Consider the following 23,314-nt stretch of genomic DNA (forward strand, 5'->3'; position numbering starts at 1 on the left):
CGGTCAGCTCTCGGGAGGTGTCGCGACGCGTGCCCGCACGAGTCGACGACGATGCAGCATCCCGTCTGATCAGCACTTTTCACCACCCTTCAGTTCGGAGTGCCATGAAGATCACGAAGAAGCTCGGCCTCGCGGCCGGCCTCGTCAGCATCGCTCTCGTCGTCACGGCGTGCAGCGGTGGCGGCGGCAACGACGGCGACGGAGCCGCGAAGAACGGCCAGTTGTCCCCCGACGGCGACATCAACGCCACGGCGGCGGCCGATGTCGAGCAGGGCGGGACGCTGACCTTGCCGCTCAGCCAGCTGCCCTCGCAGTGGAACTACGGCCAGCTCGACGGCGCCCTGGCCGACGCCTCGCTGATCGAGAGCGCCGTGCTGCCCCAGCCGTTCCGCATCGACGAGAAGGGCGTCGCGCAGATCGACGAGAACCTCGTCACGAGCGCCGAGGCCACCAGCGAGGACCCGCTGGTCGTGACCTACGACATCAACCCCGACGCGGTGTGGAACGACGGCACCCCGATCACGGTCGCCGACTTCCAGGCCTGGAAGACCGCACTCGACGGTTCGAACCCCGAGTACCTCGTCGGCAGCACCCTCGGCCCCGACCGCATGGCCTCCGTCGAGGCGGGCTCGAGCGACAAGCAGGTCGTCGTGACCTACGCCGAGCCGTTCTCGGACTGGAAGAGCATGTTCGCCCCGCTCTACCCCGCGAGCCTCTACAACGACCCGAACGCCTTCAACACGGCCTACGTCGACACCCTGCCCGTCTCGGGCGGCCCCTACGAGGTCGAGAAGATCGACACGACCGCCCAGACGGTCACGATCGTGCCCAACGAGACCTGGTGGGGCGACGCCCCGAAGCTGGACTCGGTGGTCTTCCGCGCCCTCGACAGCGACGCCGACGTCGACGCCTACCTGAACGGTGAGATCGACTTCGTCACGGGCAACTCGTCGGAGCGCTACGACCGCCTGAAGGACGCGAAGGACACCGACATCCGGGCGGCACCGTCGGCTCGCTACACGCACGTCGACTTCAGCACCAAGGGCGTGCTCGCCGACGAGAAGATCCGTCAGGCGATCCAGCACGCGGTCGACCGCGAGGCGCTCGGCAAGGTCATCACGGGCACCCTGCCCTACGAGCTGACCACGCTGAACAACCACCTGTTCCTCAGCACCGACGGCGCCTACCAGGACAATGCGAAGGAGACCGGGAACTACGACGTCGACGAGGCGAAGAAGATCCTGGCCGACGACGGGTGGGAGCTGAACGGCGACGTGCTCGAGAAGGACGGGAAGCAGCTCGAGATCGCCGTGACGATCCCGTCCGGCACGCCCATCTCGCAGCAGCTGTCCGAGGTCATGCAGAGCCAGCTCGCCGCGGTCGGCATCAAGCTGACGATCAACGCCGTCAGCGTCGACTCGTTCTTCGAGGACAACGTCACCCCGGGCAACTACGACATGACGATCTTCGTCTGGGCCGGTACCGGCTACCAGGCGTCCGGCGTCAGCATCTACAACTCGGACGAGCAGGGCCAGAACTACGGTCGCGTCTCGAGCCCCGAGATCGACGACCTGCTCAGCCAGGCCGTCGCCGAGGGCGATCCCGAGAAGGCCGCCGACCTGTACAACCAGGCCGACGAGAAGATCTGGGAGATCGGGCACTCGATGCCGATCATCCAGGCGCCGTACATCTCGTTCCAGAGCCCCAAGCTCGCGAACTTCGGCGCCCGCGCCGGTGCCAGCGACGTGGACTGGACGGTCGTCGGCTTCACGAAGTAGACGCCTCCCCCGGGCCCGTCCGGCCCCCGCTCAGCGCGGGGCCGGGCGGGCCTTCCGCGTCCCCGCCCGCCGTCGCTGCGCCTCCACCAGGCCGGCGGCCACCGAGTAGCCCGCGTAGCCGAGCAGCGCGATCGCCAGCAGCGGCACGATCCACGACCGGGCGTCGCCGTTCACGACCTGGTTGACGAAGCCGAGCCACGGCACCGAGTACCACAGCGTGCCGCGGACCTGTTCGGGCAGCACGAGCGCCTCGTCGGGTTCGGAGTTGTTGTCGCCCTGGGTGACGAACGCCGTGCCGCCGTCCGACGACGACACGATCTCGGTCACCCGGTGGCTGATCACCTCGGGGCGGCCGCTCTCGATCTGGTAGGTCACGACGTCACCGATCCGGATCTCGTCGGTCGGGGTCGGCTTCACCACGATCAGCGTGCCCGGGGGCAGCCGCGGCTCCATCGAACTGGTCAACACGGTCAGGGGCGTCGCCCCCGCGACCTTCGGCACGACGACCAACACGGTCGCGAGGCCGAGCACGAGCACGAACAGCCCCGCACTGAGGCCGAGGCCGAGAGCGTGCACCAGCCCCTTTTCGCGCACAGCGGCGCGGCGGCCGCTCACGGCGGCGCGGCGGCCGCTCACGGCTGCTCCCCCGAGGGGTCGACCTCGTCCGGGCGACGGCGTCCGACCGCCACGAACGCGCCCGACAGCACCGCGATCGCCGCGATCAGCAGCGGCAGCCAGCTGCCCCGCAAGGGCTCCGGCACGAAGTCGTCGAGCACGTCCAGGGAGTGGACGGGCAGCTCGGTGTCCGCGCCCGACCCGTCGGCGGCCCCGCGCGAGGCGCCGTCGCCGACGGAGGGCGCCGTCTCGTCGGCCGCACCGGCCGAGGAGGCGCGGGTCGCCACCGCCTCGATCGTCGCGCTCGAGGCACGGTCGCCTCCCGCGCCTCCTGTGCTCGTCTCGGCGGGGTCCGCCGCGCCGGCGGTCCCGGCCGACGCGCAGCCGGCCGGCACGGCCGACCCGGCCAGCCCTGTGAGCGTGACGAGCACGGCGAAGTCCAGGGTCTGGTCACCGGTGCCCGCGGCGGCGGAGGCGTCGAGGTCGACCGAGACGGTGACCGGGGCCTCCTGCCCGGCGGCGAGGCGGACCGGCGCGAGCACGGGGGTGCACCCGTCGCCGGACAGGGTGACGGGCGGCAGGTCGCCGACGTCGAGGTCGGAGTGCGAGCGGACCGTGACCGCCTCGGCGAACGCGGGCGACGAGGTCGTGACGTCGACGAGGCGGGCGCTGAGCACGGCCGGCGCGCTCGACAGGTTCTTGACCCAGAAGGTGCCCACCGTGCCGGCCCCGGGGACGAGCCGCAGTCCGTCGCCGAAGAGAGCGGAGTCGAGGCGACCCTGCCAGTGTCGGCCGTCGTCGCTCACCATGAGGCGAGGCGCGGTCGAGGCCGTGGCGGGAGCCGCGGCCGAGACGACGCCGGGGCCCAGGACGACCGCCGCGACGGCGACGACGACCGCGACCGCCCGACCGCCGGTCACCCGCACTGGATGTTCCTCGTGCCGTACTGGTCGTAGACCACCGTGACCGTGCCGACGGCCATGAGGTCGGTCGGCTGCCCGTCGACCATCACGCGGATGTCGACGTGGATCGGGCCGTCGCCGAAGGGGTCCCTGGGCAGGTTGTCGCGGGTGAACGCGAAGTGCGGGTAGTCGCCGGTCCGCTCGTCGTTCGAGATCCGGGTGCCGCCGACGTAGGTCGCGTACCGGGTCGCGGTCGCCCGGGTCGACGGGTCGAAGTCGAGCCAGGCGTAGGCCTCGCCGTCGGTGCGGCAGACCGCCGTCTGCGGGGGGACGATCGTGTTGTTCTGGACGATCCGGCGGTCCTGCGGCGTGGCGGCCCACGACCCGGAGGCGAGCGACGCCGTGAGGACCGGGTTCACGCGCCCGGTGGGAGAGGACGTCGCGATCGAGGTGCGGAGGCACCAGGTCGCGGCGGCCTTGCTCGCCAACGTCCCGGTGAGGTTCGGCACGGCGGACCAGGTGCCGCTGACGCTGCCCGGGCCGACGGCGGTCGTCGACGTGCACGCGGACGCGGCGGTCACCGGCCACGCGACGACGGCGATCGACGCGGCGAGGGCGGCGGAGCTGCCCGAGCTCAGGCTGCCGCTCGTCGAGTAGGACGCCGCGACCGTCCCCGAGTTCGTGAACGTCCAGGGCGCCGTGAGCGACCTGGTCGATCCGGCGTAGTCGGCCTGCAGGGCGTCGAGGGTGCCGGCCGTGAGGCCGACGGCGCCGGTCCTGACCTGTTCGGTGACGGTGGCGGACGCCGTCCAGAGGGCGGACGCCGCGCCTCCCGAGGCCAGGGCCACACCGACGATCACGCCCACGACGACGGCGGCCAGCGTCGATCGCGTGGTCGTCCGGGGCCGGCGCCCGCTCACGGTGCGGCGGCCGCTCACGGGGCGGCGCCCGTTCACGGGGCGGCGCCCGCTCACGGGGCCACCTGCGTCCCGGTCAGGACGAGCCCGATCGACGAGGTCTGGTTCTGCAGGGTCGCCGGGACGTCCGAGTCGAGTGTCACGACGACGCAGCCGGTGACGGTGACTCCGGCCGGCAACGTGAAGTACCCGCTCCCCGTGTCGAACGCGGCGGGCCGGGCCGAGTAGCCGCCGACGCCGACGACGCAGTCCGCGGCCCTCGCCACGGCGGCGAGCCTGACGGTCAGCTCGCCGGGCAGGGCGGACGCGGACGCCGTGGTGGTCCCGGCCGACACCCGCATGGCCAGGTCGACCGACCCCGTGTTGGTCGCGGTGAACGTCCCCGCGGTCGCGCCGCCGGGGCCGAGCGCGGACGTGTCGAGGGCCTTGACGGCGCCGACCGAGAGGCCCGCCGTCCCCGAACCGACCGTGACGGCCGTCGGCTTGACGGAGGAGTTCCACAGCGCGTAGGTCCCCCCGGTCGCCACGAGGGCGACGGTGACCGCGCCGGCCACGACGGCGGTCGCCGCCCACAGGGAGCGCAGCGGACGGCGGGACGAGGAGGCGCGCTCGACCGAGCGGTGACGCGCGCGTCCGCGGGACGGTCCGGTCAACGTCTCACCCCCTGGTGGTCGATCGTGCGATGCGGCGGCCCGTGGGTCCCTGGGCGGGACGGACGGACGGAAGGGGGCGACCGGACCGCGTCGGGTGCGGTCCGGTCGCCGGTGGGTGACGGGGTGCGGTGGCCGTCGGGCCGCCGACACCCGCTACGCGATGGCGCGCTGCTTCAGCGTGAAGGTCAGCTTGCTCAGGTCGAGCGTGCCGCCCTGGCTGGCGGCGTCGGACACCGTCGAGGGCAGCTCGACGACGAAGGTCACGACGGCCGAGGTGCTGCCGGCGGAGACGGGAGCCACGACGTAGCTGCCGGCCGTGCTGCCCGCGGTCACGCCCGAGGGCAGCGTCGTGCCGCCGGCGGCCGTCGACAGGACCATCGTGTTGGTCACGTACGGCTTGAGGCTGCCGGTGACCGAGGTCGCGTCGTAGGTCAGGTCGGCGCGCAGGTCGTTGCCCGAGGCGGCGATGGTGATCGGCTGCGTGAACTGCAGCTTGGTGCCCGGGACGATCTTGTAGGCGGCGACCTGGGCGGCCGTGAGGGCCGTGCTGCGACCGTTCGTCACGTCGGTCCAGCTGCCCGCCGACGACTGGGTGAGCGAGAGCGTGCCCGAGGCGACGCTGGCGGCGTTGACCTCTGTGCTGGCGTTCCAGAGGGCGAAGGTCCCGGCGCCGCCGAGGAGGAGGGCGATGCCGGCGGCACCGGCGACGGCACCCGTGACGAGCTTGTTCATGTCGGTCCTGTTCCGCGCGCCGAGGCGCGCTCGAGCACCGCCGTGCGCCGTCGGTCGGGTCGACTTCGGGGTGGCGCACGGCGCTGCAGGGGCTGTCGGCTCCGGGTCGGGCGGCCGATCGGTGTCGTCGGGCGCCGGGCTCTCGAGGAGTTCGGGTTCTTCGGGCGGGCAGGCCGCGACGACAGGATCGACATTACGCGGTCCCCCAAAGTGCCGACAGGGGATTCATGCCGATGCATGCACCCAGTTGGGGGGACAAAACGGACCGGGGCGTCTGTCGGCGACAGGGTGGACACGTTTTTGTACCCCGAATCGCCTCTTCCGCACCCCGATCGTCGACCGTCGGCCCTGCGGGGCCCCGGGCCGGGACCGGGCGGGCCAGACCGGGTACGGTCGACAACGTGGCGACAGCATACGAACCCAGAGTCGGGCGGATCCCCATCACGGGCCTCACCCCGACGACCCCCGACCGAGTGTTCCCGACGAAGGCCTTCTCCGGCGAGGTGGTCACCTTCGGGGCGACCGTCTTCCGCGAGGGCCACGACCTGATCGGGGCCGACCTCGTCACGATCGACCCCGAGGGCGCCGAGACCCGGCACCGGATGGTCGCCGGCATCCCCGGCACCGACCGGTGGACGGCCCAGGTACAGCTCGAGGTCGAGGGCGACTGGTCCTGGCAGGTCGAGGCCTACACCGACGACTGGGCCACGTGGCTGCACGCGGCCGAGATCAAGGTGCCGGCCGGTCTCGACGTCGAGGTCACGTTCGCCCTCGGCAGTCGACTGCTGACCGAGGCCGTCGAGAACCACCCCGACACGACCCTGATCCGCGACGCGGCCAAGGCCCTCGCGAACCCCGCCCTCTCCCCCGCCTCGCGACTCCGCGTCGCCACTGATCCGCGCCTCGCCGCGGTCCTCCTGGTGACGCCGCTCGCGAGCCTCGTCACGCGCAGCGCCCCCGAGGCGCTCCGCGTCGAACGCAGCCGCGCCGGCCTCGGCAGCTGGTACGAGTTCTTCCCCCGCAGCGAGGGCGCCCGCAAGCAGGCCGACGGCACCTGGAAGAGCGGCACGTTCCGCACCGCGGCCCGCCGCCTGCCCTCGATCGCCCGCATGGGCTTCGACGTCGTGTACATCCCGCCCGTGCACCCGATCGGGACGACCTTCCGCAAGGGCCCGAACAACACGTTGACCGCGGGGCCGAACGATCCCGGATCGCCCTACGCGATCGGTTCGCCCGACGGCGGGCACGACGCGGTGCACCCCGACCTCGGCACGGTCGCCGACTTCCGCTGGTTCGTCGACGCGGCGAAGAACGCCGGTCTCGAACTCGCGCTCGACCTGGCCCTGCAGTGCTCGCCCGACCACCCCTGGGTCACCGAGCACCCCGAGTGGTTCACGACCCTGCCCGACGGGACGATCGCCTACGCCGAGAACCCGCCCAAGAAGTACCAGGACATCTACCCCCTGAACTTCGACAACGACTACGAGGGCGTCAGCCGCGAGGTGCTCCGCATCGTCCGTCACTGGATCGAACTCGGCGTCACGATCTTCCGGGTCGACAACCCGCACACGAAGCCCGTGCGCTTCTGGGAGTGGCTGCTGCACGAGATCCGGCAGACGAACCCCGAGGTCATCTTCCTCTCCGAGGCGTTCACGAAGCCGGCCATGATGCAGGCGTTGGCGCAGGTGGGGTTCCACCAGTCGTACACGTACTTCACCTGGCGCAACGAGAAGTGGGAGCTCGAGGAGTACCTCGACGAGCTGTCGAAGGAGACGAGCGCCTGGCTGCGCCCGAACTTCTTCGTCAACACGCACGACATCCTGACCCCCTACCTGCAGTTCGGCGGTCCCGCGGCCTACAAGATCCGTGCCGCTATCGCCGCGACGGCTTCGCCGACCTGGGGCGTCTACTCGGGCTACGAGCTCTTCGAGGACGTCGCCCGCCCGGGCAGCGAAGAGAACATCGACAACGAGAAGTACGAGTACAAGCCCCGTGACTGGGCCGCCGCCGAAGAGGCGGGGGCCTCGCTGGCGCCGTACCTGACGCAGCTCAACCGCATCCGCGCCTCCCACCCGGCCCTGCGCCAGCTGCGCAACCTCGAGATCCACTCGAGCGACGACGAGTCGATCCTCGTGTTCTCGAAGTACCTGTCCCGTGCGCACACCCGCAGCGGACGCGCCGACGGCATCATCGTCGTCGCCAACGTCGACCCGCACTCGGCGCGCGAGACGACCGTCCACCTCGACGTCACGAAGTTCGGCCTGCAGCCCGGTGGCACCTACACCGTCCGCGACCTGATCACCGGTCAGTCGTGGACCTGGGGCGACGACAACTACGTCCGACTGGACGCCTTCGTCGAACCGGTGCACGTCCTCTCCGTCGACCTCAACCGAGCCCCGTAGGAGCGACCCGATGACCACCACTCCCCCGACCGAGCCCGACACCTCCTTCGCCCTGGGCGACGACGAGGTCTTCTCGGCCGCCAACGGCACCCACGGCCACCCGCACGCCGTCCTGGGTGCCCACCCCCGCGGCGGTCGCACCGCCGTCCGCGTCGTCCGACCGCTGGCCGACACCGTCACCGTGACCGGCGCCTCCGGGTCGTCCTTCGCCCTCGAGCACGTGGCCCACGGCCTCTGGCAGGGCGTCACGAACGAGCCCGTGGGCGCCTACACCGTCGAGGCGACCTACGAAGGAGGCGCGGCGTGGGTCTCGGACGACCCCTACCGCTTCGCCCCCACCGTCACCGAGTTCGACCTGTACCTCTTCGGAGAGGGCCGCCACGAGCAGCTCTGGAAGATGCTCGGCAGCCACGTCCGCGAGCACGAGGGCGTGACCGGCACCTCCTTCGCCGTCTGGGCGCCGCACGCCCGCGCCGTCCGCGTCAAGGGCGACCTCAACGGCTGGGACGGCGAGCGGCACGCGATGCGCCGCCTCGACGGCAACGGCGTCTGGGAGCTCTTCGTGCCCGGCGTCACGGACGGGATCTACAAGTACGAGGTGCTCACGCCCGACGACGTCTGGGTCGAGCGCGCCGACCCCATGGCGCGCACCTCCGAGGTGCCGCCGCTCACCGGGTCCGTCGTCACGAAGGCCGCCCACGCCTGGGCCGACGACGCCTGGATGACCGCCCGGGCCGAGAACGACGTCCACTCCGGACCGATGAGCGTGTACGAGCTGCACGTCGGCTCCTGGCGGCCGGGCCTGAACTACCGCGAACTCGCCGACCAGCTCATCGAGTACGTCGGCGAGCTCGGGTTCACCCACGTCGAGTTCATGCCGCTCGCCGAGCACCCCTTCGGCGGCTCCTGGGGCTACCAGGTCACCGGTTACTACGCCGTGACCAGCCGTTTCGGCAGCCCGGACGACCTGCGCTACCTGATCGACCGCCTGCACCAGGCCGGGATCGGCGTCATCATGGACTGGGTGCCCGGGCACTTCCCGAAGGACGAGTGGGCCCTCGCGAAGTTCGACGGTCGCGCCGTCTACGAGCACTCCGACCCCCGCCGCGGCGAGCAGCCCGACTGGGGCACGTTGGTCTTCAACTTCGGCGACTCGCAGGTGCGCAACTTCCTCGTCTCGAACGCGCTGTACTGGCTCGAGGAGTTCCACATCGACGGGCTGCGCGTCGACGCCGTCGCCTCGATGCTCTACCTCGACTACAGCCGCAACGAGGGCGAGTGGTTGCCGAACGAGTTCGGCGGGCGCGAGAACCTCGAGGCGATCAGCTTCTTGCAAGAGGCGAACGCGACGGCGTACAAGCGCCACCCCGGCATCGTCATGATCGCCGAAGAGAGCACGAGCTGGCCCGGCGTCACCCGCCCGACCAGCGAGGGCGGCCTGGGCTTCGGCCTCAAGTGGAACATGGGCTGGATGCACGACACCCTCGGCTACGTCGCCGAGGACCCGCTCTACCGCTCGCACCACCACGGCGAGATCACGTTCTCGTTCGTCTACGCGTTCAGCGAGAACTTCATGCTGCCGATCAGCCACGACGAAGTCGTGCACGGCAAGGGGTCCCTGCTCAACAAGATGCCCGGCGACGAGTGGCAGAAGCTCGCCAACGTGCGGGCCTACCTCGCCTACATGTGGGGCCACCCCGGCAAGCAGCTGCTCTTCATGGGCAGCGAGTTCGGCCAGCCCGGCGAGTGGAGCGAAGAACGAGGGCTCGACTGGTGGATCCTCGACCAGCCCGCCCACCAGGGGCTCCACGGCCTGGTGGCCCGCCTCAACGAGGTCTACCGCGACGAGCCGGCTCTCTGGGCGCACGACTTCGACACCGACGGCTTCGAGTGGATCGACGGCGGTGCCGCGCAGCACAGCGTCGTGGCCTTCATGCGCAAGTCCGGCTCGGGCGAGTCGATCGCCGTCCTGGCGAACTTCTCGGGCGAACCGGTGCACATGCGCTTCGGCCTGCCCGAGGCCGGTCGCTGGGACGAGATCCTCAACACCGACGCCGAGGTCTACGGCGGTTCGGGCGTGGGCAACTTCGGCGGAGTCACCGCCACCGACGAGCCCTGGGCCGGTCGCCCCGCGGCCGCCGACGTCCAGCTGCCGCCGCTCGGGGTCGTCTGGCTCAAGCTGCGCCGCTGATCCGACGCCGACACACGACGGAACCCCCGCGCCCCTTCCGGGTCGCGGGGGTTCCGTCATCCGTGCAGGAGGCGCGGCTCAGTACAGCAGCGTCGCCAGACGACGACGGGCGGTCGCCACCCGGGGGTCGTCCACCCCGACGATCTCGAAGTACTCGAGCAGGCGGGCCCGGGCGGCGTCACGGCCGTGGGGGTCGAGCGACGGGAAGACGGTCAGCACGCGGTCGAAGGCGTCGTCGATGTGCCCCCCGCTGAGGTCGAGGTCGGCCACGTCGAGCTGGGCGTCGAGGTCGGTGGGGGCGGCGGCGGCCGCCGCACGGACGTCGGACAGCGACGCCCCCTGCAGCCGCTCGAGCAGTGAGACCTGGGCGAGGCCCGCCACGGCGAGCTGGTCACGAGGGTCCTGCGCGATGGCGGTCTTGTAGGCCGTGATGGCCGCGGCGTAGTCGCCCCGGTCGATCGCGTCGTAAGCGTCCTGGTGGTGCGGAGGCAGCGGTTCCGGCTCGGGCTCGACCTCGTCGGCCTCGCCCACCGGGGCGCCGTCGACGACCGCCGTGCCGGTCACGCCGTTCTGCGCGGCCAGCTCGAGCACCTGCTCGAAGACGTCGCGGACCTGGGCCTCGGGCAGGGCCCCCACGAAGAGCTGGACGGGACGACCGCCGATCACGGCGGCGACCGCCGGGATCGACTGCGCCTGGAAGGCCTGCGTCAGCTGGGGGTTGGCGTCGACGTCGACCTTCACGAGCAGCAGGCGGCCGGCGTACTCGCCGACCAGCTTGTCGAGGACGGGCGACAGCTGCTTGCACGGGCCGCACCATTCCGCCCACAGGTCGACGATCACGGGGACGGTGTTGCTGATCTCGAGGACCTGCGTGAAGGTGGCGTCGGTCGCGTCGAGCACGAGGCCCGGCACCGCGACCTGACCGGCGGACGGGGCCGGGACGCCACCCGCGCCTCCTGCGGGCGCACCGTCGACGGGCGCCCCGGCGGACGGACCCGCCGGGGCGGGGGCCGGCGGACGGTTGACGAGCGACGAGAGGTCGACGGCGCCGCGGAGACCGGCGGGGACGGGAGGGAGGTTGGTCATGGCAGCTCCTTGGCAGAGGTGAGGGCCTGGCTGAAACCGAGCAGGACGATGGGGTCGTCGCTGCCGACGGGCGGGACGGAGAACAAGAGCTCGACGCCGTAGGTCGCCTCGATGCCCTTCGACGACTCGTCGAGCCCCAGCAGGGTCTTGACGGTGCCCTCGGGGTTGACCTTGGCACCCGTGGCCGTCGGCTTGACGGTCTCGATCTCGTTCAACGCGACCGAGACGATGGCACCGGCGTCGTTCGTGGCGAAGGCGACGGGGGTCTCGTCGTCGGCCTGGGACGTGTAGTCGATGGACGCCGTGGTGGGCAGGGCCGCACGCTTCGCGTCCTTGTAGGCCTTGCCGATCTTCTCACGCAGCGTGTCGCCCTCGGTCTGGAACTGGGCGGCGTACTGGCTCTCGTCGCCGTTGCGAAGGATGTCGCCGTAGGCCTCGGCCAGCTGGTCGGGCTGCAGCGTGAGCAGCTTGACGTCGGGCGAGAGCCGGGCGGCGCCGATCGAGGCGGGTGCGACGGTCAACGGGGTCTGCGTCTGCAGGCTGACCGCGTACTCGACCTTGTACGGGTCGCGGGCGCTCTCTTGCTCGAGGGTGAGGGCGACGGGCGCCACGCTCGCGTCGGCGTCCTGCACGACGACGAACGCCGAGCGCGGCCACGAGTCGGCCTGCTGCGGCAGCGTCAGCGTGACGGTGCCCGTGGGGATCGCCAGGGGCGCGGCGGCGGCAGCGTCCTTGGAACGGATGGTGTAGTTCGCCTGACGCTGCTCGAGGGCCGGACCCGTGAAACGGGTGGCCGCGAGGTCGGCGTTCAGCGATGCGTCGGCCTCGGTCGCCGTGGCCGAGATGCGTTCGACGATGCGCTTCGCCTGGGCGACGCTGATCACCGGGGGCTGCAGCGCGTTGCCCTGGTCGCCGGAGTCCGTGCCGTCGGTCGAGGTGGGCGTCGGGGTCGGCGTGGACGAGTCGGAACCCGCCGCCGGCGCCTGCTGCGGCCAGTAGTCGGCGGTGCACGCCGACAGGGCGAGCGAGGAGACCAGCACGATCGGCGCCACGGCGGCGAACCGACGGATGCCGCGGGCACGACCGCGGCCGGGCGCCAGGGTCTCGGTGCCGGCGGCGTCGAGCGCCTTGACCGCCTTGCGACCGGCCCGACGCGACAGGCGGGGTCGCTTCCCGTCACCCGAGCGCCGACGGGGGCCACGCGTCCGGCGGTGGTGCAGGATCGCCCAGACGTACAGGCCGATGCCGATCAGCAGGACCACGAGCCCACCGACGATCAGCGGCCCGGCCAGGGGCGTCGCGGTCGAGAGCGGCCAGGTGATGCGGACGTCGGACGGGGCGGGCTGGCTGCCGTCCGAGACGATGAGGAGGGAGACGTCGTCGGGCGCGTCGAGCGAGAAGGTGAGGTCGTTGCCCGCGAACTGGTCGAACCAGAGGTCGGAGTCCGTCGGGTCGGGCACCTCGGTGGTGTCGCCGGCGACCGTGCGGCTGACGAGCCGACCGGACGCCTCGTCGTACTCGACCTCGTTGTAGCTGGCGTCGCCGACCCACCCGAGGACGTCCGACGTGCGGCCGTAGGCGGCGAAGGCGGTGTCGCCGCCCGACACCGAGACCGTCTGACGCCCGTCGCGGCCGTGCAGCGCCGAGGCCGGGACGACCGTGACGGTCGCGTCGGAGTCGGCGGTGTCGACCTGGGACGACACGCTCGGCGGCGGTGCGAAGACGGTGCGCTGGGCGAAGCCCAACGCCACCATCACCGCCGCCAGGACGACGACGACGACTGCGACGATGAAACGCACGTTTCTCTCCCTCCGAGCCACCATCCCGGTCGGGGCGCCAGGAACCGTCGTGGTCGACGACGGGCCTCGCACGAGCCTGGCCAGGGGGCCGGGCGCGGCAGCAGAATTTAAGACGGCTCAGCGTATCCGACGAGGCTGAGAGGCACCTAACCCGTGGATCGGGGTCCGTCGAGGGCCTCCCACTAGCATCGTGTCGCGGGCCGCGCTCCCCTGGTCCGAACCCTGCATCGAAGGAGACACCGTGGCTGCTGACGAAGCCGATTTCGGCATCGAACTCCGGGGCTACCGCAAGGACGAGGTCGACCGCGTGCTCGGCGACCTGCGGCGGGAGCTCATCAAGGCCAACGCCGACCGGGCCGACCGGGCGAGCGAGGTCGCGTTCCTCCAGCAGCGGGTGGACGAGATCCGTGCCGAGCTCGAAGAGGCCGGCACCCCCACGTACTCCGGTCTCGGCAGCAAGCTCGAGCAGACCCTGCGTCTGGCCGAACAGCAGTCCACCCTGGTGATCAGCCAGGCCGACATCGACGCCGAGGCCCTGCGCTCGTCCTCGACGGCCGAGGCGAAGCGCCTGCTGGACGACGCGAGCGAACGGGCCACGTCCGTGCTCGACGACGCCCGGGGCCGCGCCGCGGCGCAGGTCGCCGAGTCCACCGCCGACGCCGACCGTCTGGTCGCACGCGCCAAGGCCGAAGCACGCGACCTGCTGCAAGAGGCCCAGCGCGACGCCATCTCGATCCGCGGCTCGGCCGCCACCGAGGCGGCCCAGAACGTCTCGACGGCTCGACGCGAGGCAGCCGCGCTGCGTGCCGAGGTCGAGCACGAAGTCGCCGAGCAGCGGGCCGCCGTCGCCCGCGACCTCGCCGAGGCCCGCGACGAGGCCGACACCCTCGCCGCCGACACGCGCGAGGCCCGAGCCGTCTTCGAGAGCGACTCCGGGCGGCATCGCGCCGACCTCGAGCGCGAGGGCGTCACCGTCCGCGCCGAGCTGGCCCGACTCGACGAGACCACCCGCGCCGACCTCGACGCCGAGGTCGGCGCCCGCCGCGCCGAACTCGACCGCGAGATCACGGCCGCCCGCGCCGAGCTGGCCGACGACGTCGCGGCCCAGCGCGCCGAACTCGAACGCGACGTCGCCGCGGCCCGTGCCGAGCTCGCCCACGAGGTCGCCGAGACCCGCGCGCTCCTCGCCCGCGACGTCGACGCCACCCGTGCCGACCTCACCGACGAGGTCGAATCCACCCGGGTCGAGCTCGAGCGCGAGATCGCGACCGGTCGTGACCGCCTCGCGGCCGAGATCGCACAGGCCCGTGCCGAACTCGAGAAAGAGGTCGGCGACGCCCGCACCGAGCTCGACCGCGAGACCCGGCGCCGGCGCGACGAACTCGACCTCGCCGAGACCACGTCACGCGAACGCATCGCGCGCATCACCGTCGAGACCGACGAGCGCCTCACCCGCGAGAGCGAGGCGCAGGCCGACCGTCTCGCCCGCGAGGACGCCGACCGGCGGGCCGAACTCGCGACCGAGATCGAGCAGGCACGCGCCGAACTCGCCGCCGAGACCGTCGAGGCCCGCGCCGCCCTGGCGGACGAGACCGAGGCCCAGCGCGCCCGCCTGGCCGCCGACGACGTCCGGGTCCGCGCCGGGCTCGAGGCCGACCGCGAACGGGCCGTCGCCGACCTGCGCCGCGACGTCGACCAGGGGCGCGCCGACCTCGAGGTCGAGCTGCTGGCCCGTCGCGACGAGGCCGAGGTCGAGCTCACGCAGCGACACCAGCACGCCGTCGCCGAGACCCAGGAGCTGCTCGACGCGGCGGCCGAGCAGCTCGCCGAGGCCACCCGTCGTGCCACCGAGGTCCGGCGCGAGGCCGACGACCTCGAACGCACCGCGCTCGAGTACGCCCGCACCACCCGGACGGACGCCGACGAGACGGCCCACGAGGTGCTCACCAACGCCGACGAACGCTCACGGTCGATCCTGGCCGATGCCCAGCAGCGGGCCGACGACCTCATCGGCGACGCCGAAGAACGCCTGGCCGAGATCACGGCCGAACGCGACGCCGTCGCGGAGTACTTCGAGAACCTGCGTGGCATGATCGGACAAGTCGGCGGCGGTACGTCAGAGTAGGGCGACAGGCCGTGTCGGGCAGTCGGTGCCGCCGTGACCTCGACCGGCCCGTGCCGTCGACAGGAGCCCGCCCGTGAAGATCCACAACCCGTTCCGCATCGGTCTGCTCGCGGGGCTGGGAGTGCTCGTCGCCCTCGTCATCGGGGGTGCCGTCGGCCAGCTCTCGACGATCCTGACCTACGTGGGCGCGGCCCTGTTCATCTCGCTGGGGCTCGACCCGGTCGTCTCGTGGCTCGAGAAGCGTCGGGTGCCCCGGGGCATCGCCATCGTGATCGTCCTCGTGGCCGTGGTGGGCGCCTTCGTGGGCGTCGTCTTCGCGATCGTGCCCGTCATCGTGCAGCAGACCACGAGCCTCATCCAGGCGCTGACGTCGTACCTGCAGAGCGTCACCACCCAGCAGTTCGTCGACAACCTGCAAGAACTCGTCCCCCAGAACGTCTTCGACGTGCAGGACGCGCTCGACTCCATCGTCGACTTCCTGACCAACCCCGACAACGTCGTCACGATCGGCGGCGGGGTCCTCGCCGTCGGCGTCGCGATCGGCAACGGCCTCTTCGGCACGGTCGTCGTGGTCATCCTGACGATCTACTTCACCTCGTCGATCAACAGCGTCAAGCGCGCGCTCTACCAGCTCGTCCCGGCCTCGAAGCGGGCCACGTTCGTCGACATCTCCGAACAGATCAGCCAATCGGTGGGTCGGTACGTCATCGGCCAGTTCACGCTCGCGGCGCTCAACGGCATCCTGAGCTTCGTGTTCCTCACCATCATCGGAGCCCAACAGCCGGCGGTCTTCGCGTTCATCGCGTTCCTGGGGTCGATCATCCCCCTCGTCGGCACCATCAGCGGTTCGGCGATCATCGTGCTGGCACAGATCGCGCTGTTGCCCCAGTCACCGGCCACCTGGGTGACGACAGCCGTCTACTACCTGGTCTACATGCAGGTCGAGGCCTACCTGCTGAGCCCGCGCATCATGCGGCGGGCGGTCCGCGTCCCGGGCGTGATCGTCGTCATCGCGGCCCTCGTCGGTGGCACCCTGCTGGGAGTGCTCGGCGCACTCATCGCCATCCCCGTCGCCGCGTCGATCCTGCTGATCATCCGCGAGGTCTACGTGCCACGCCAGAACCAGCTCTGAGACGCGCTACGCCCCGGTCGCTCCGAGCCCGGCGTGGTGGACAGTCCGCCGTCCGGCGGAGGCACCGTCAGGAGGCGCGGGGCGGCCAGGTGGACGGCAGCGGCAGGGCACCGGGCGCGACCCGACGGACGATCTCGGTCAGCACGCGACTGGTCTGCTTCTCGCCGACCCAGAGGTGCTTGCCTCCCTCGACGGCGACCACCTCGGCCTCGGGAACGAGGGCGAAGCGACGTCGCGCCTCGTCGGGACGCAGGTAGTCGTCGAACTCGGGCACGACGGCCACCACGGCCCGCCCGGAGTCGTGCCACGCCCCGAGTTCGGCGTCGGACGTGCGGTGCAGTGGTGGGGACAGCAGCACGACGCCGGCCACCTCGACGTCGAGGCCGTGCTTCAGGGCGACTTCGGTGCCGAACGACCAACCCACCAACCACGGGGTGGGCAGACCGCGATCGCCCACGAAGGCCACGGCGGCGGCGAGGTCGGCCGCTTCGGCCACCCCCTCGCCGAACTCACCCTCGGACCGACCTCGCGGAGACGACACCCCGCGGAAGTTGAACCTGAGCACGGCGAGGTCGGCCAGGGCCGGAAGACGGGCCGCGGCCTTCCTGATGACGTGGGAGTCCATGAACCCGCCGGCGGTGGGCAGAGGGTGCAACGCGACGATCGTGCCGACGGGCTCGCGGTCCGCCGGGAGGCTCAGCTCGCCCACCAGGGTCAGCCCGTCGCCGGTGTGCAGTTCGACGTCCTCACGCCGCGCGGGCAGCAGGACGCCCCCGCGGATCTCGAGAGCGTCGGCGTCGGGGGTCGTCACGAGATCCTCCAGCAGTGGGTGTGCCAATGGCGGCGGGCCGCCAGGTCGTCCTCGGCACCGAACAGCCCGTCGGCACGCCAGGCCACGACGTGCGGCGTCGCGGGAGCGATGCCCAAGGAGCAGCCGGGGCAGACGTACTCTTTGACGGCCGACGTCGCCGAGACCGACTGGACGTTGAACGAACGCCCGTGTTTGGTCTCGACCGTCAAGCCGCCGAACGACGCTCGGGTGACGTCGTAGGCCTCGTCGGCGTCACGCCGGTCGCGCGAGCGACGGGAGCGGTTGCTGCGGGGCATGACGACCAGCGTAGCAACGGCCCCCGAGGTCGAGGGCCGTGCGACGGATCAGTACCAGTTGTTGGCGACGGAATGGGCCCAAGCACCGCAGGGGTTGCCGTAGCGGCCGCCGATGTAGTTCAGCCCCCACGTGATCTGCGTGGCGGGATTGGTCTGCCAGTCGGCACCGACGGAGCCCATCTTGCTACCCGGCAGGGCCTGGGGAATGCCGTAGGCACCACTCGACCGGTTGGACGCGTAGACGTTCCAGCTGGACTCTTTCTGCCACAGCGACACCAGGCAGTCGTACTGGTCGGAGCCCCAGCCGCGAGCGGCCACGAGTTCGGCGGCGACGGCCTTCGCGCTGCCCGGGTCAGGGGTACCCGCCACGGGAGCAGACGACGACTTCTTGGCAGAGCCGGACGTCGCACCCGACGGGGCCGCGGGCTTCTCGGTCTCGGCCACCACGACGGGCGGGGGCGGCGGCGGCACGTACTCGGTCACGCCGTAGGCGTCCCGGTCGGCGACGGTCACGGCGGCACCGGCGACCGTGAGGGTCTGACCGGGGGCCGTCAGCACCGACGCAGCGCCCGGAACGGTCGTCGCGGCCTCGGCACCGGCCAAGGGGTTGACGAGCGAGGCCGACACGAAGGCGAACGACGCACAGAAACCGACGAGGGGAATTGCCACCCGTCGAGGGAATCCGGTTCGACGAGCGGCCGGTACGGCATCGCGGACGGGACCGGTGAACGCGAGGGAGCCGGCTGCGGGGCGTCGCACGACGCTCTGCGAGGCCGGCACGCGGATGCGCCGGCGGGTCGAGGGTCGTTCGACCGCGGCCGGGTGCTCTCGTCGAGAGGGACCGGGGGTCGGATTCGCTGCGTGCCTGCCCATGAGTCCGTCCAGGGTAACCGATGGGACGCCGGAGGGCCAGGGACGACCCGTCAGCGTGTCGGAGGCTCGGGGGAAGAGGAGAGGCCCGGCCGTGACCGTCAGCGGACGGCCAGCATGACGTCGACCACCGTGTCGAGCACCAGGTCGACCTGGCTCTCGCGGTAACCGCCGCGCTTCGCCCGGAAGACCGAAGCCCGGACGTCGTCGATGCTGAGGGGGCGGCCGTCGGTGAAGTAGCCGTGCAGCCGCCGGGTGAGGCGGTCGACGTCTCGCGGGTGGTAGCCGGTCGTGAGGATGCCCACCCTGTCGAAGCGGTGGCCCTGCGGTCGCTCGAGACGGGCCACGATGTCTTCCGCCCCGGAGCGCGCGGTCGAGAACCAGGTCGACTCGGCGCCCGACGAGACGGCCCGTTCGCGCTCCCGACTGGCGAAGGCGTCCTCGAGACGTTCGAGCGCGGCGTCGACGTGTGCCGTCGAGTACCCGTTCTTGGTCAACCCGAAGGCCGTGCGTCGGATGCGGGCGGAGTCGATGCCGAGGCCGGTCTCGCCGGCGTAGGCCTTCCGGGCCTCGACCAGGAACGCGTCGACCTCGTCGACGTCGTAACCCCGCTTGCCCTTGGGAACGATCGGGAATGTGCTGCTCACGGCCACCATCATGCCGCATGGGCCGATGGCAAGCCGCTGGACGCGCGGCCGGTCAGTACCGGCGGACGGGCGTCACGCGAAGAGGAGGTACAGGGCGTAGGCCGCGGCGGCCGAGGGCAACGTGCTGTCGAGCCGGTCGAGGAACCCGCCGTGTCCGGGAAGCCAGGTGCTGATGTCTTTGATGCCCAGGTCGCGCTTGATGAGGGATTCGGACAGATCGCCGATGGTGGCGGTCACGATGATGACGCCACCGAAGACGAGACCGAACCACCACGGCTCGTCGAGCAGGAAGACCGACAACAGCACGGCCGCGATGAGGCTGGCGGCCACCGAACCGGCGAAGCCCTCCCAGGTCTTCTTGGGACTGATGCGGGGCGCCATCGGGTGCTTGCCGAAGTTCAGGCCGGTCGCGTAGGCACCGGTGTCGACCGCGATCACGACGATGAGAGCCGACAGGGTCCACCACTGGCCGTCGGGTCGAGCAGCCATGAGGGCCATGAAGCTGCCGAGGAACGAGCAGTAGATCTGGACGAACGCACCGGCACCGAGATCACGACCCAGCGCGGAGGCGCCGGCTCGGTGCGACGGACGGGCCGTCTCGACGAGGCGCCACACGGAGACGACGACGATGCCGCCCACCAGAGCGGCCCACTGGCCGCCGGCTCCGCCGTAGAAGGCCGCGGGGACCACGGCCACGCCGGCGAGGACGCTCGGGAGGCGGGGCACGTCGCGCCCGGCGAAGCGCAGGGCACTGGCGAGTTCGAAGCACAACGAACCGATCAGGGCCGCCGCCACGATGATGAAGAACGCCTTGACGAAGATCAGGCTCAACAAGACCGCGGCCCCGAGCAGGACACCCACGGCGATGGCGGCCGGAAGGTTGCGACCGGTGCGCGCCGTCAACTTCTCGTTGCGCGAGTCGAGGCGCGCCTTGCCTGCCCGCAGTTGGCTCTCGATGTCGTGGCGGGCCGCTTGCGCTCGAGCGTCGAAGTCGGCCCGGCGACTACCGAGAGTGCTCTTCTGAGCCGGTGACGAGTCGTCGGGGCCGGCGCCGTCGGGTCGCTGTCTCATCAGACCTCGAGCAGCTCCGCTTCTTTCTTCTTCAACGCGTCGTCGATGGAGTCGATGTACCCCTTGGTGATCGACTCGAGCTCTTTCTCGGCACGAGCGACCTCGTCGTCGCCGACCTCGGTCTTCTGGGCGTCGAGCGCCTCTTTCGACTTGCGACGGACGTTGCGCACCTGCACCTTGGCGTCCTCGCCCTTGCTGCGCACGAGCTTGACGAACTCTTTGCGACGCTCTTGCGTCAGCTCGGGGATGGTGACTCGGACGATCGTGCCGTCGTTCGTCGGGTTGGCCCCGAGGTTCGGGAAGGTCGCGATGGCCTTCTCGATCTCTTTGAGGGCCGTCTTGTCGTAGGGGGTGACGATCATGGTGCGCGCCTCGGGCACCTGCAGCGAGGCGAGCTGGGCCAGCGGGGTCGGGGTCCCGTAGTAGTCGATCGGGATCTTCTGGAACAGAGCGGGGTTGATGCGGCCGGTGCGCACCGTCCCGAAGTCGTTCTTGGCGGCGTCGAGCGCCTTGTCCATCTTCTCGCGCGTCTCGGTGAGTACGTCGTTGATCGCCACTGGTGCTCCTTGTTCGGTTCGCGGTCGAGTTTAGTCGTCTAGTTGCTGACGATTGTTCCGATGCGTTCGCCGCGGATGGCGCGGGCGATGTTGCCCTCGCCTTCCATGCCGAACACGTGCATGGGCATGCCGTTGTCCATGCAGAGACTGAAGGCGGTCGAGTCGACGACCTTGAGCCCCTGCATCAGCGCCTCTTGGTACGTGAGCTGGTCGAGCTTGACCGCCGACGGGTCGTGCCGGGGGTCGGCCGAGTAGACGCCGTCCACGCCGTTCTTGGCGACGAGCACCTCGGAGGCCCCGATCTCGAGGGCTCGCTGGGCCGAGACGGTGTCGGTCGAGAAGTACGGCAGGCCGGCGCCGGCACCGAAGATGACGACGCGCCCCTTCTCGAGGTGCCGCTCGGCGCGACGGGGGATGTACGGCTCGGCGACCTGGGTCATCGCGATGGCGGACTGGACGCGGGTGGCAGCGCCGGCCTGCTCGAGGAAGTCCTGGAGGGCGAGGGCGTTCATGACGGTGCCCAGCATGCCCATGTAGTCGGCCCGGCCCCGGTCCATGCCGCGCTGACTGAGTTCGGCACCGCGGAAGAAGTTGCCGCCACCTACCACGATGGCGATCTCGACGTCGGTCGCCGCGTCGGCGATCTCACGGGCGATGGAGCCGACCACGTCGGGGTTCACGCCGAGCTGGCCGCCGCCGAAGGCCTCACCCGAGAGCTTCAGCAGGACGCGTCGTCGTCCGGTCGTTTCCGATGTCATGCGAGTCTCCGTCTCGTCGTGGCCGTAGCCAGGTTAGCGAGTTCGGGCTGGTCGCCGTCCGTCGCCGATGATGCACCCGACGTCGTCACCTCGGCCGGGCATGGGAACGGGGTCCGAGACACGTTCGTCTCGGACCCCGTCACGGTGCTGTCTAGGCGCCGACCTTGATGCGGGCGAAGCCCGTGATCGTCAGTCCGGCCTCGGCGACCACCTTGGCGACGGACAACTTGTTGTCCTTCGCGTAGGCCTGGTCGAGCAGGGCGATCTCCTTGAAGAAGCCGGTGAGGCGTCCCTCGATGATCTTGGGCAGGGCCGCTTCCGGCTTGCCCTCGTTCTTCGCGGTCTCCTCGACGATGGCTCGCTCCTTGTCGACCTGCTCGGTCGGCACGTCGTCGCGCGACAGGTACGTCGGCGCGGCGAAGGCGATGTGCTGAGCGATCGACCGAGCGGTCTCGGCGTCGTCACCCGTGTAGCCCACGACCACGCCGACCTGCGGGGGCAGGTCCTTCGAGGTCTTGTGCAGGTAGATGGCGAACTGCTCGCCCTCGATGCGGTTGACGGTGCGCAGTTCGACCTTCTCGCCCATGAGCGCGGCCTCGTCGTTGACGAAGGCCTCGACGGTCTGGCCGCCGATCGCGGCGGCGTTGCCCTCGGCGGCACTGGAGGCTCCGCCCGCGTGCACCGCCTCGAGGACCTGGTCGGCCAGGGCGACGAACTTCTCGTTCTTCGCGACGAAGTCGGTCTCGCTGGCGAGCTCGATCAGCGTGGCGTACCCCGAACCGGGCTTGGCGGCGACGAGACCCGCGGTGGTCTGACGGCCCTCGCGCTTGGCGACGCCCTTCAGTCCCTTGACGCGGAGGATCTCGACGGCCTTCTCGATGTCGCCGTCGGCTTCTTCGAGGGCGTTCTTGCTGTCGACCATGCCCGCGCCGAGGCGGTCACGGAGGATCTTGACGTCAGCGATGGTGTAGTTGGCCATGTGTCTGACTTCCTTTCGTGGAGTCGGAAGGGTGAAGGAGAGGACTACTTCGAGTCGGCGTCGGCCGGCTCGGCCGCGGTGGCCTCGGTCGCCTCGGCGACGGGCTCGACGACCGGCTCGCCCAGGGGCTTCGCGGCGACCTGCGCGTCGGCGTCGTTCTCCTCGACGGGGGCCTCGGCCACGGGGGCCTCGGCAGCAGGTGCCTCGGCGGCGGCGTCGGCGGCCTTGGCCTCGCCCTGCGCGAGCAGCTCGGCCTCCCATTCGGCCATGGGCTCGACGGGCTGGTCGGCGTCCTCGGGCTTCTGGTGACGCTGCACCAGACCCTCGGCGGCAGCGTCGGCGACGATGCGCGTCAGCAGGCCGACGGAACGGATGGCGTCGTCGTTGCCCGGGATCGGGAAGTTGATCTCGTCGGGGTCGCAGTTCGTGTCGAGGATGCCGATGACCGGGATGCCCAGCTTCTTGGCCTCGTCGATCGCGAGGTGCTCTTTCTTGGTGTCGACGACCCAGAGGGCGGACGGCGTCTTGGTGAGGTTGCGGATTCCGCCGAGCGTCTTGTGGAGCTTGTCGAGCTCACGCTTCTTGATCAGCAGTTCTTTCTTGGTGAAGCCCTGCGTGGTGTCGTCGAAGTCGATGTCCTCGAGCTCTTTCATGCGGGCGAGGCGCTTCGAGACCGTCTGGAAGTTGGTCAGGAGGCCACCGAGCCAGCGCTGGTTGACGAAGGGCTGGCCGACGCGGTTCGCCTGCTCGGCGATGGAGCCCTGGGCCTGCTTCTTCGTGCCGACGAAGAGGATGGTGCCGCCGTGTGCGACGGTCTCCTTGACGAAGTCGTACGCCTTGTCGATGTAGCCGAGCGACTGCTGCAGGTCGATGATGTGGATGCCCGAGCGCTCGGCGAGGATGAAGCGCTTCACCTTCGGGTTCCAGCGGCGGGTCTGGTGTCCGAAGTGGACGCCGCTGTCGAGCAGCTGGCGGATGGTGACGACGGCCATG

At 70.9% G+C, this 23,314-nt stretch carries 21 protein-coding genes; 5 read left to right on the forward strand and 16 right to left on the reverse strand.

Translation table 11 applies throughout. The features are described 5' to 3' along the window. Positions 1 to 104 precede the first annotated feature (104 nt). A complete protein-coding gene (locus tag ASL10_RS07810) occupies positions 105 to 1,778 on the forward strand; it encodes an ABC transporter family substrate-binding protein (RefSeq protein WP_056046131.1) in 1,674 nt (557 codons plus the stop codon). A gap of 30 nt (positions 1,779 to 1,808) precedes the next feature. On the opposite strand, the gene ASL10_RS07815 is transcribed toward ASL10_RS07810, so the two are convergent. From ASL10_RS07815 to ASL10_RS07835, 5 genes are all read right to left on the reverse strand, one after another. Beyond that, a complete protein-coding gene (locus ASL10_RS07815) occupies positions 1,809 to 2,414 on the reverse strand; it encodes a signal peptidase I (RefSeq protein WP_056046134.1) in 606 nt (201 codons plus the stop codon). Next, positions 2,411 to 3,319, reverse strand: coding sequence for a hypothetical protein (locus ASL10_RS07820; RefSeq protein WP_056046136.1), 909 nt, complete (start codon positions 3,317 to 3,319; stop codon positions 2,411 to 2,413). Before ASL10_RS07820 ends, ASL10_RS07815 begins: the two co-directional genes overlap by 4 nt. Then, entirely contained in the window at positions 3,310 to 4,233 is a 924-nt protein-coding gene (locus ASL10_RS07825; RefSeq protein ID WP_157485323.1) for a hypothetical protein, read from the reverse strand. Before ASL10_RS07825 ends, ASL10_RS07820 begins: the two co-directional genes overlap by 10 nt. A gap of 32 nt (positions 4,234 to 4,265) precedes the next feature. Continuing rightward, complete coding sequence (locus tag ASL10_RS07830) at positions 4,266 to 4,865, reverse strand: TasA family protein (RefSeq protein ID WP_056046140.1); 600 nt, start codon at positions 4,863 to 4,865, stop codon at positions 4,266 to 4,268. A gap of 153 nt (positions 4,866 to 5,018) precedes the next feature. Next, positions 5,019 to 5,597: an alternate-type signal peptide domain-containing protein gene (locus ASL10_RS07835; protein ID WP_056046143.1), complete on the reverse strand. Its 579-nt coding sequence runs from the start codon at positions 5,595 to 5,597 to the stop codon at positions 5,019 to 5,021. A 401-nt stretch (positions 5,598 to 5,998) separates the two neighbouring features. Here ASL10_RS07835 and ASL10_RS07840 point away from each other — a divergent pair, with 401 nt between their 5' ends. Both ASL10_RS07840 and glgB read left to right on the forward strand, forming a co-directional pair. Continuing rightward, positions 5,999 to 7,999 (forward strand): alpha-1,4-glucan--maltose-1-phosphate maltosyltransferase, encoded by a 2,001-nt coding sequence (locus ASL10_RS07840; RefSeq protein WP_235452587.1) that lies wholly within the window; start codon positions 5,999 to 6,001, stop codon positions 7,997 to 7,999. Between the two features lie 10 nt (positions 8,000 to 8,009). Continuing rightward, complete coding sequence (gene glgB, locus ASL10_RS07845) at positions 8,010 to 10,190, forward strand: 1,4-alpha-glucan branching protein GlgB (RefSeq protein ID WP_056046145.1); 2,181 nt, start codon at positions 8,010 to 8,012, stop codon at positions 10,188 to 10,190. Positions 10,191 to 10,268: 78 nt separating this feature from the next. Here glgB and ASL10_RS07850 read toward each other — a convergent pair whose 3' ends face one another. Beyond that, positions 10,269 to 11,276: a tetratricopeptide repeat protein gene (locus tag ASL10_RS07850; protein ID WP_056046147.1), complete on the reverse strand. Its 1,008-nt coding sequence runs from the start codon at positions 11,274 to 11,276 to the stop codon at positions 10,269 to 10,271. Further along, positions 11,273 to 13,075 carry a hypothetical protein gene (locus ASL10_RS07855; RefSeq protein ID WP_056046149.1) on the reverse strand — a complete coding sequence of 601 codons (1,803 nt, stop codon included), beginning with the start codon at positions 13,073 to 13,075 and terminating at the stop codon, positions 11,273 to 11,275. Before ASL10_RS07855 ends, ASL10_RS07850 begins: the two co-directional genes overlap by 4 nt. Before the next feature lie 241 nt (positions 13,076 to 13,316). Here ASL10_RS07855 and ASL10_RS07860 point away from each other — a divergent pair, with 241 nt between their 5' ends. Beyond that, entirely contained in the window at positions 13,317 to 15,200 is a 1,884-nt protein-coding gene (locus tag ASL10_RS07860) for a hypothetical protein (RefSeq protein WP_157485327.1), read from the forward strand. 73 nt (positions 15,201 to 15,273) lie between these two features. After that, positions 15,274 to 16,332 carry an AI-2E family transporter gene (locus ASL10_RS07865; protein ID WP_056046155.1) on the forward strand — a complete coding sequence of 353 codons (1,059 nt, stop codon included), beginning with the start codon at positions 15,274 to 15,276 and terminating at the stop codon, positions 16,330 to 16,332. A 67-nt stretch (positions 16,333 to 16,399) separates the two neighbouring features. Here ASL10_RS07865 and ASL10_RS07870 read toward each other — a convergent pair whose 3' ends face one another. The 9 genes from ASL10_RS07870 to rpsB all read right to left on the reverse strand — a co-directional run bounded on the left by ASL10_RS07870 (position 16,400) and on the right by rpsB (position 23,313). Next, entirely contained in the window at positions 16,400 to 17,143 is a 744-nt protein-coding gene (locus ASL10_RS07870) for an alpha/beta hydrolase (RefSeq protein ID WP_235452591.1), read from the reverse strand. Then, positions 17,140 to 17,439, reverse strand: coding sequence for a hypothetical protein (locus ASL10_RS07875; RefSeq protein ID WP_056046157.1), 300 nt, complete (start codon positions 17,437 to 17,439; stop codon positions 17,140 to 17,142). The genes ASL10_RS07870 and ASL10_RS07875 overlap by 4 nt, the downstream gene beginning before the upstream one ends. A 48-nt stretch (positions 17,440 to 17,487) precedes the next feature. Next, the gene (locus tag ASL10_RS07880; protein ID WP_056046159.1) at positions 17,488 to 18,108 is read right to left on the reverse strand and encodes a lytic transglycosylase domain-containing protein; all 621 of its coding nucleotides are present in this window, start codon (positions 18,106 to 18,108) and stop codon (positions 17,488 to 17,490) included. A gap of 302 nt (positions 18,109 to 18,410) precedes the next feature. Beyond that, complete coding sequence (locus ASL10_RS07885; RefSeq protein ID WP_056047652.1) at positions 18,411 to 18,965, reverse strand: DivIVA domain-containing protein; 555 nt, start codon at positions 18,963 to 18,965, stop codon at positions 18,411 to 18,413. A gap of 63 nt (positions 18,966 to 19,028) precedes the next feature. Beyond that, positions 19,029 to 20,027, reverse strand: coding sequence for a phosphatidate cytidylyltransferase (locus ASL10_RS07890; RefSeq protein WP_082460278.1), 999 nt, complete (start codon positions 20,025 to 20,027; stop codon positions 19,029 to 19,031). Continuing rightward, a complete protein-coding gene (frr, locus tag ASL10_RS07895) occupies positions 20,027 to 20,545 on the reverse strand; it encodes a ribosome recycling factor (protein ID WP_054145670.1) in 519 nt (172 codons plus the stop codon). Before frr ends, ASL10_RS07890 begins: the two co-directional genes overlap by 1 nt. Positions 20,546 to 20,622: 77 nt before the next feature. Continuing rightward, positions 20,623 to 21,342 (reverse strand): UMP kinase, encoded by a 720-nt coding sequence (gene pyrH, locus ASL10_RS07900; protein WP_056046162.1) that lies wholly within the window; start codon positions 21,340 to 21,342, stop codon positions 20,623 to 20,625. 151 nt (positions 21,343 to 21,493) lie between these two features. Continuing rightward, the gene (gene tsf / locus ASL10_RS07905; RefSeq protein ID WP_056046164.1) at positions 21,494 to 22,321 is read right to left on the reverse strand and encodes a translation elongation factor Ts; all 828 of its coding nucleotides are present in this window, start codon (positions 22,319 to 22,321) and stop codon (positions 21,494 to 21,496) included. A gap of 44 nt (positions 22,322 to 22,365) precedes the next feature. Then, positions 22,366 to 23,313 (reverse strand): 30S ribosomal protein S2, encoded by a 948-nt coding sequence (gene rpsB / locus ASL10_RS07910; protein WP_056046166.1) that lies wholly within the window; start codon positions 23,311 to 23,313, stop codon positions 22,366 to 22,368. Position 23,314: the final 1 nt, after the last annotated feature.

The sequence above is a fragment of the Frigoribacterium sp. Leaf8 genome (assembly GCF_001421165.1).
In the GTDB taxonomy this organism is placed as follows: Bacteria; Actinomycetota; Actinomycetes; order Actinomycetales; family Microbacteriaceae; genus Frigoribacterium.

What these genes read in the sequence shown, in the direction of transcription:
- ASL10_RS07810 (WP_056046131.1), top strand. Translation starts at nt 105, where the DNA reads ATGAAGATCACGAAGAAGCTCGGCCTCGCGGCCGGCCTCGTCAGCATC.
- ASL10_RS07835 (WP_056046143.1), bottom strand. Translation starts at nt 5,597, where the DNA reads ATGAACAAGCTCGTCACGGGTGCCGTCGCCGGTGCCGCCGGCATCGCC.
- glgB (WP_056046145.1), top strand. Translation starts at nt 8,010, where the DNA reads ATGACCACCACTCCCCCGACCGAGCCCGACACCTCCTTCGCCCTGGGC.
- ASL10_RS07850 (WP_056046147.1), bottom strand. Translation starts at nt 11,276, where the DNA reads ATGACCAACCTCCCTCCCGTCCCCGCCGGTCTCCGCGGCGCCGTCGAC.
- ASL10_RS07875 (WP_056046157.1), bottom strand. Translation starts at nt 17,439, where the DNA reads ATGCCCCGCAGCAACCGCTCCCGTCGCTCGCGCGACCGGCGTGACGCC.
- ASL10_RS07885 (WP_056047652.1), bottom strand. Translation starts at nt 18,965, where the DNA reads ATGGTGGCCGTGAGCAGCACATTCCCGATCGTTCCCAAGGGCAAGCGG.
- ASL10_RS07890 (WP_082460278.1), bottom strand. Translation starts at nt 20,027, where the DNA reads ATGAGACAGCGACCCGACGGCGCCGGCCCCGACGACTCGTCACCGGCT.
- frr (WP_054145670.1), bottom strand. Translation starts at nt 20,545, where the DNA reads ATGGACAAGGCGCTCGACGCCGCCAAGAACGACTTCGGGACGGTGCGC.
- pyrH (WP_056046162.1), bottom strand. Translation starts at nt 21,342, where the DNA reads ATGACATCGGAAACGACCGGACGACGACGCGTCCTGCTGAAGCTCTCG.
- tsf (WP_056046164.1), bottom strand. Translation starts at nt 22,321, where the DNA reads ATGGCCAACTACACCATCGCTGACGTCAAGATCCTCCGTGACCGCCTC.
- rpsB (WP_056046166.1), bottom strand. Translation starts at nt 23,313, where the DNA reads ATGGCCGTCGTCACCATCCGCCAGCTGCTCGACAGCGGCGTCCACTTC.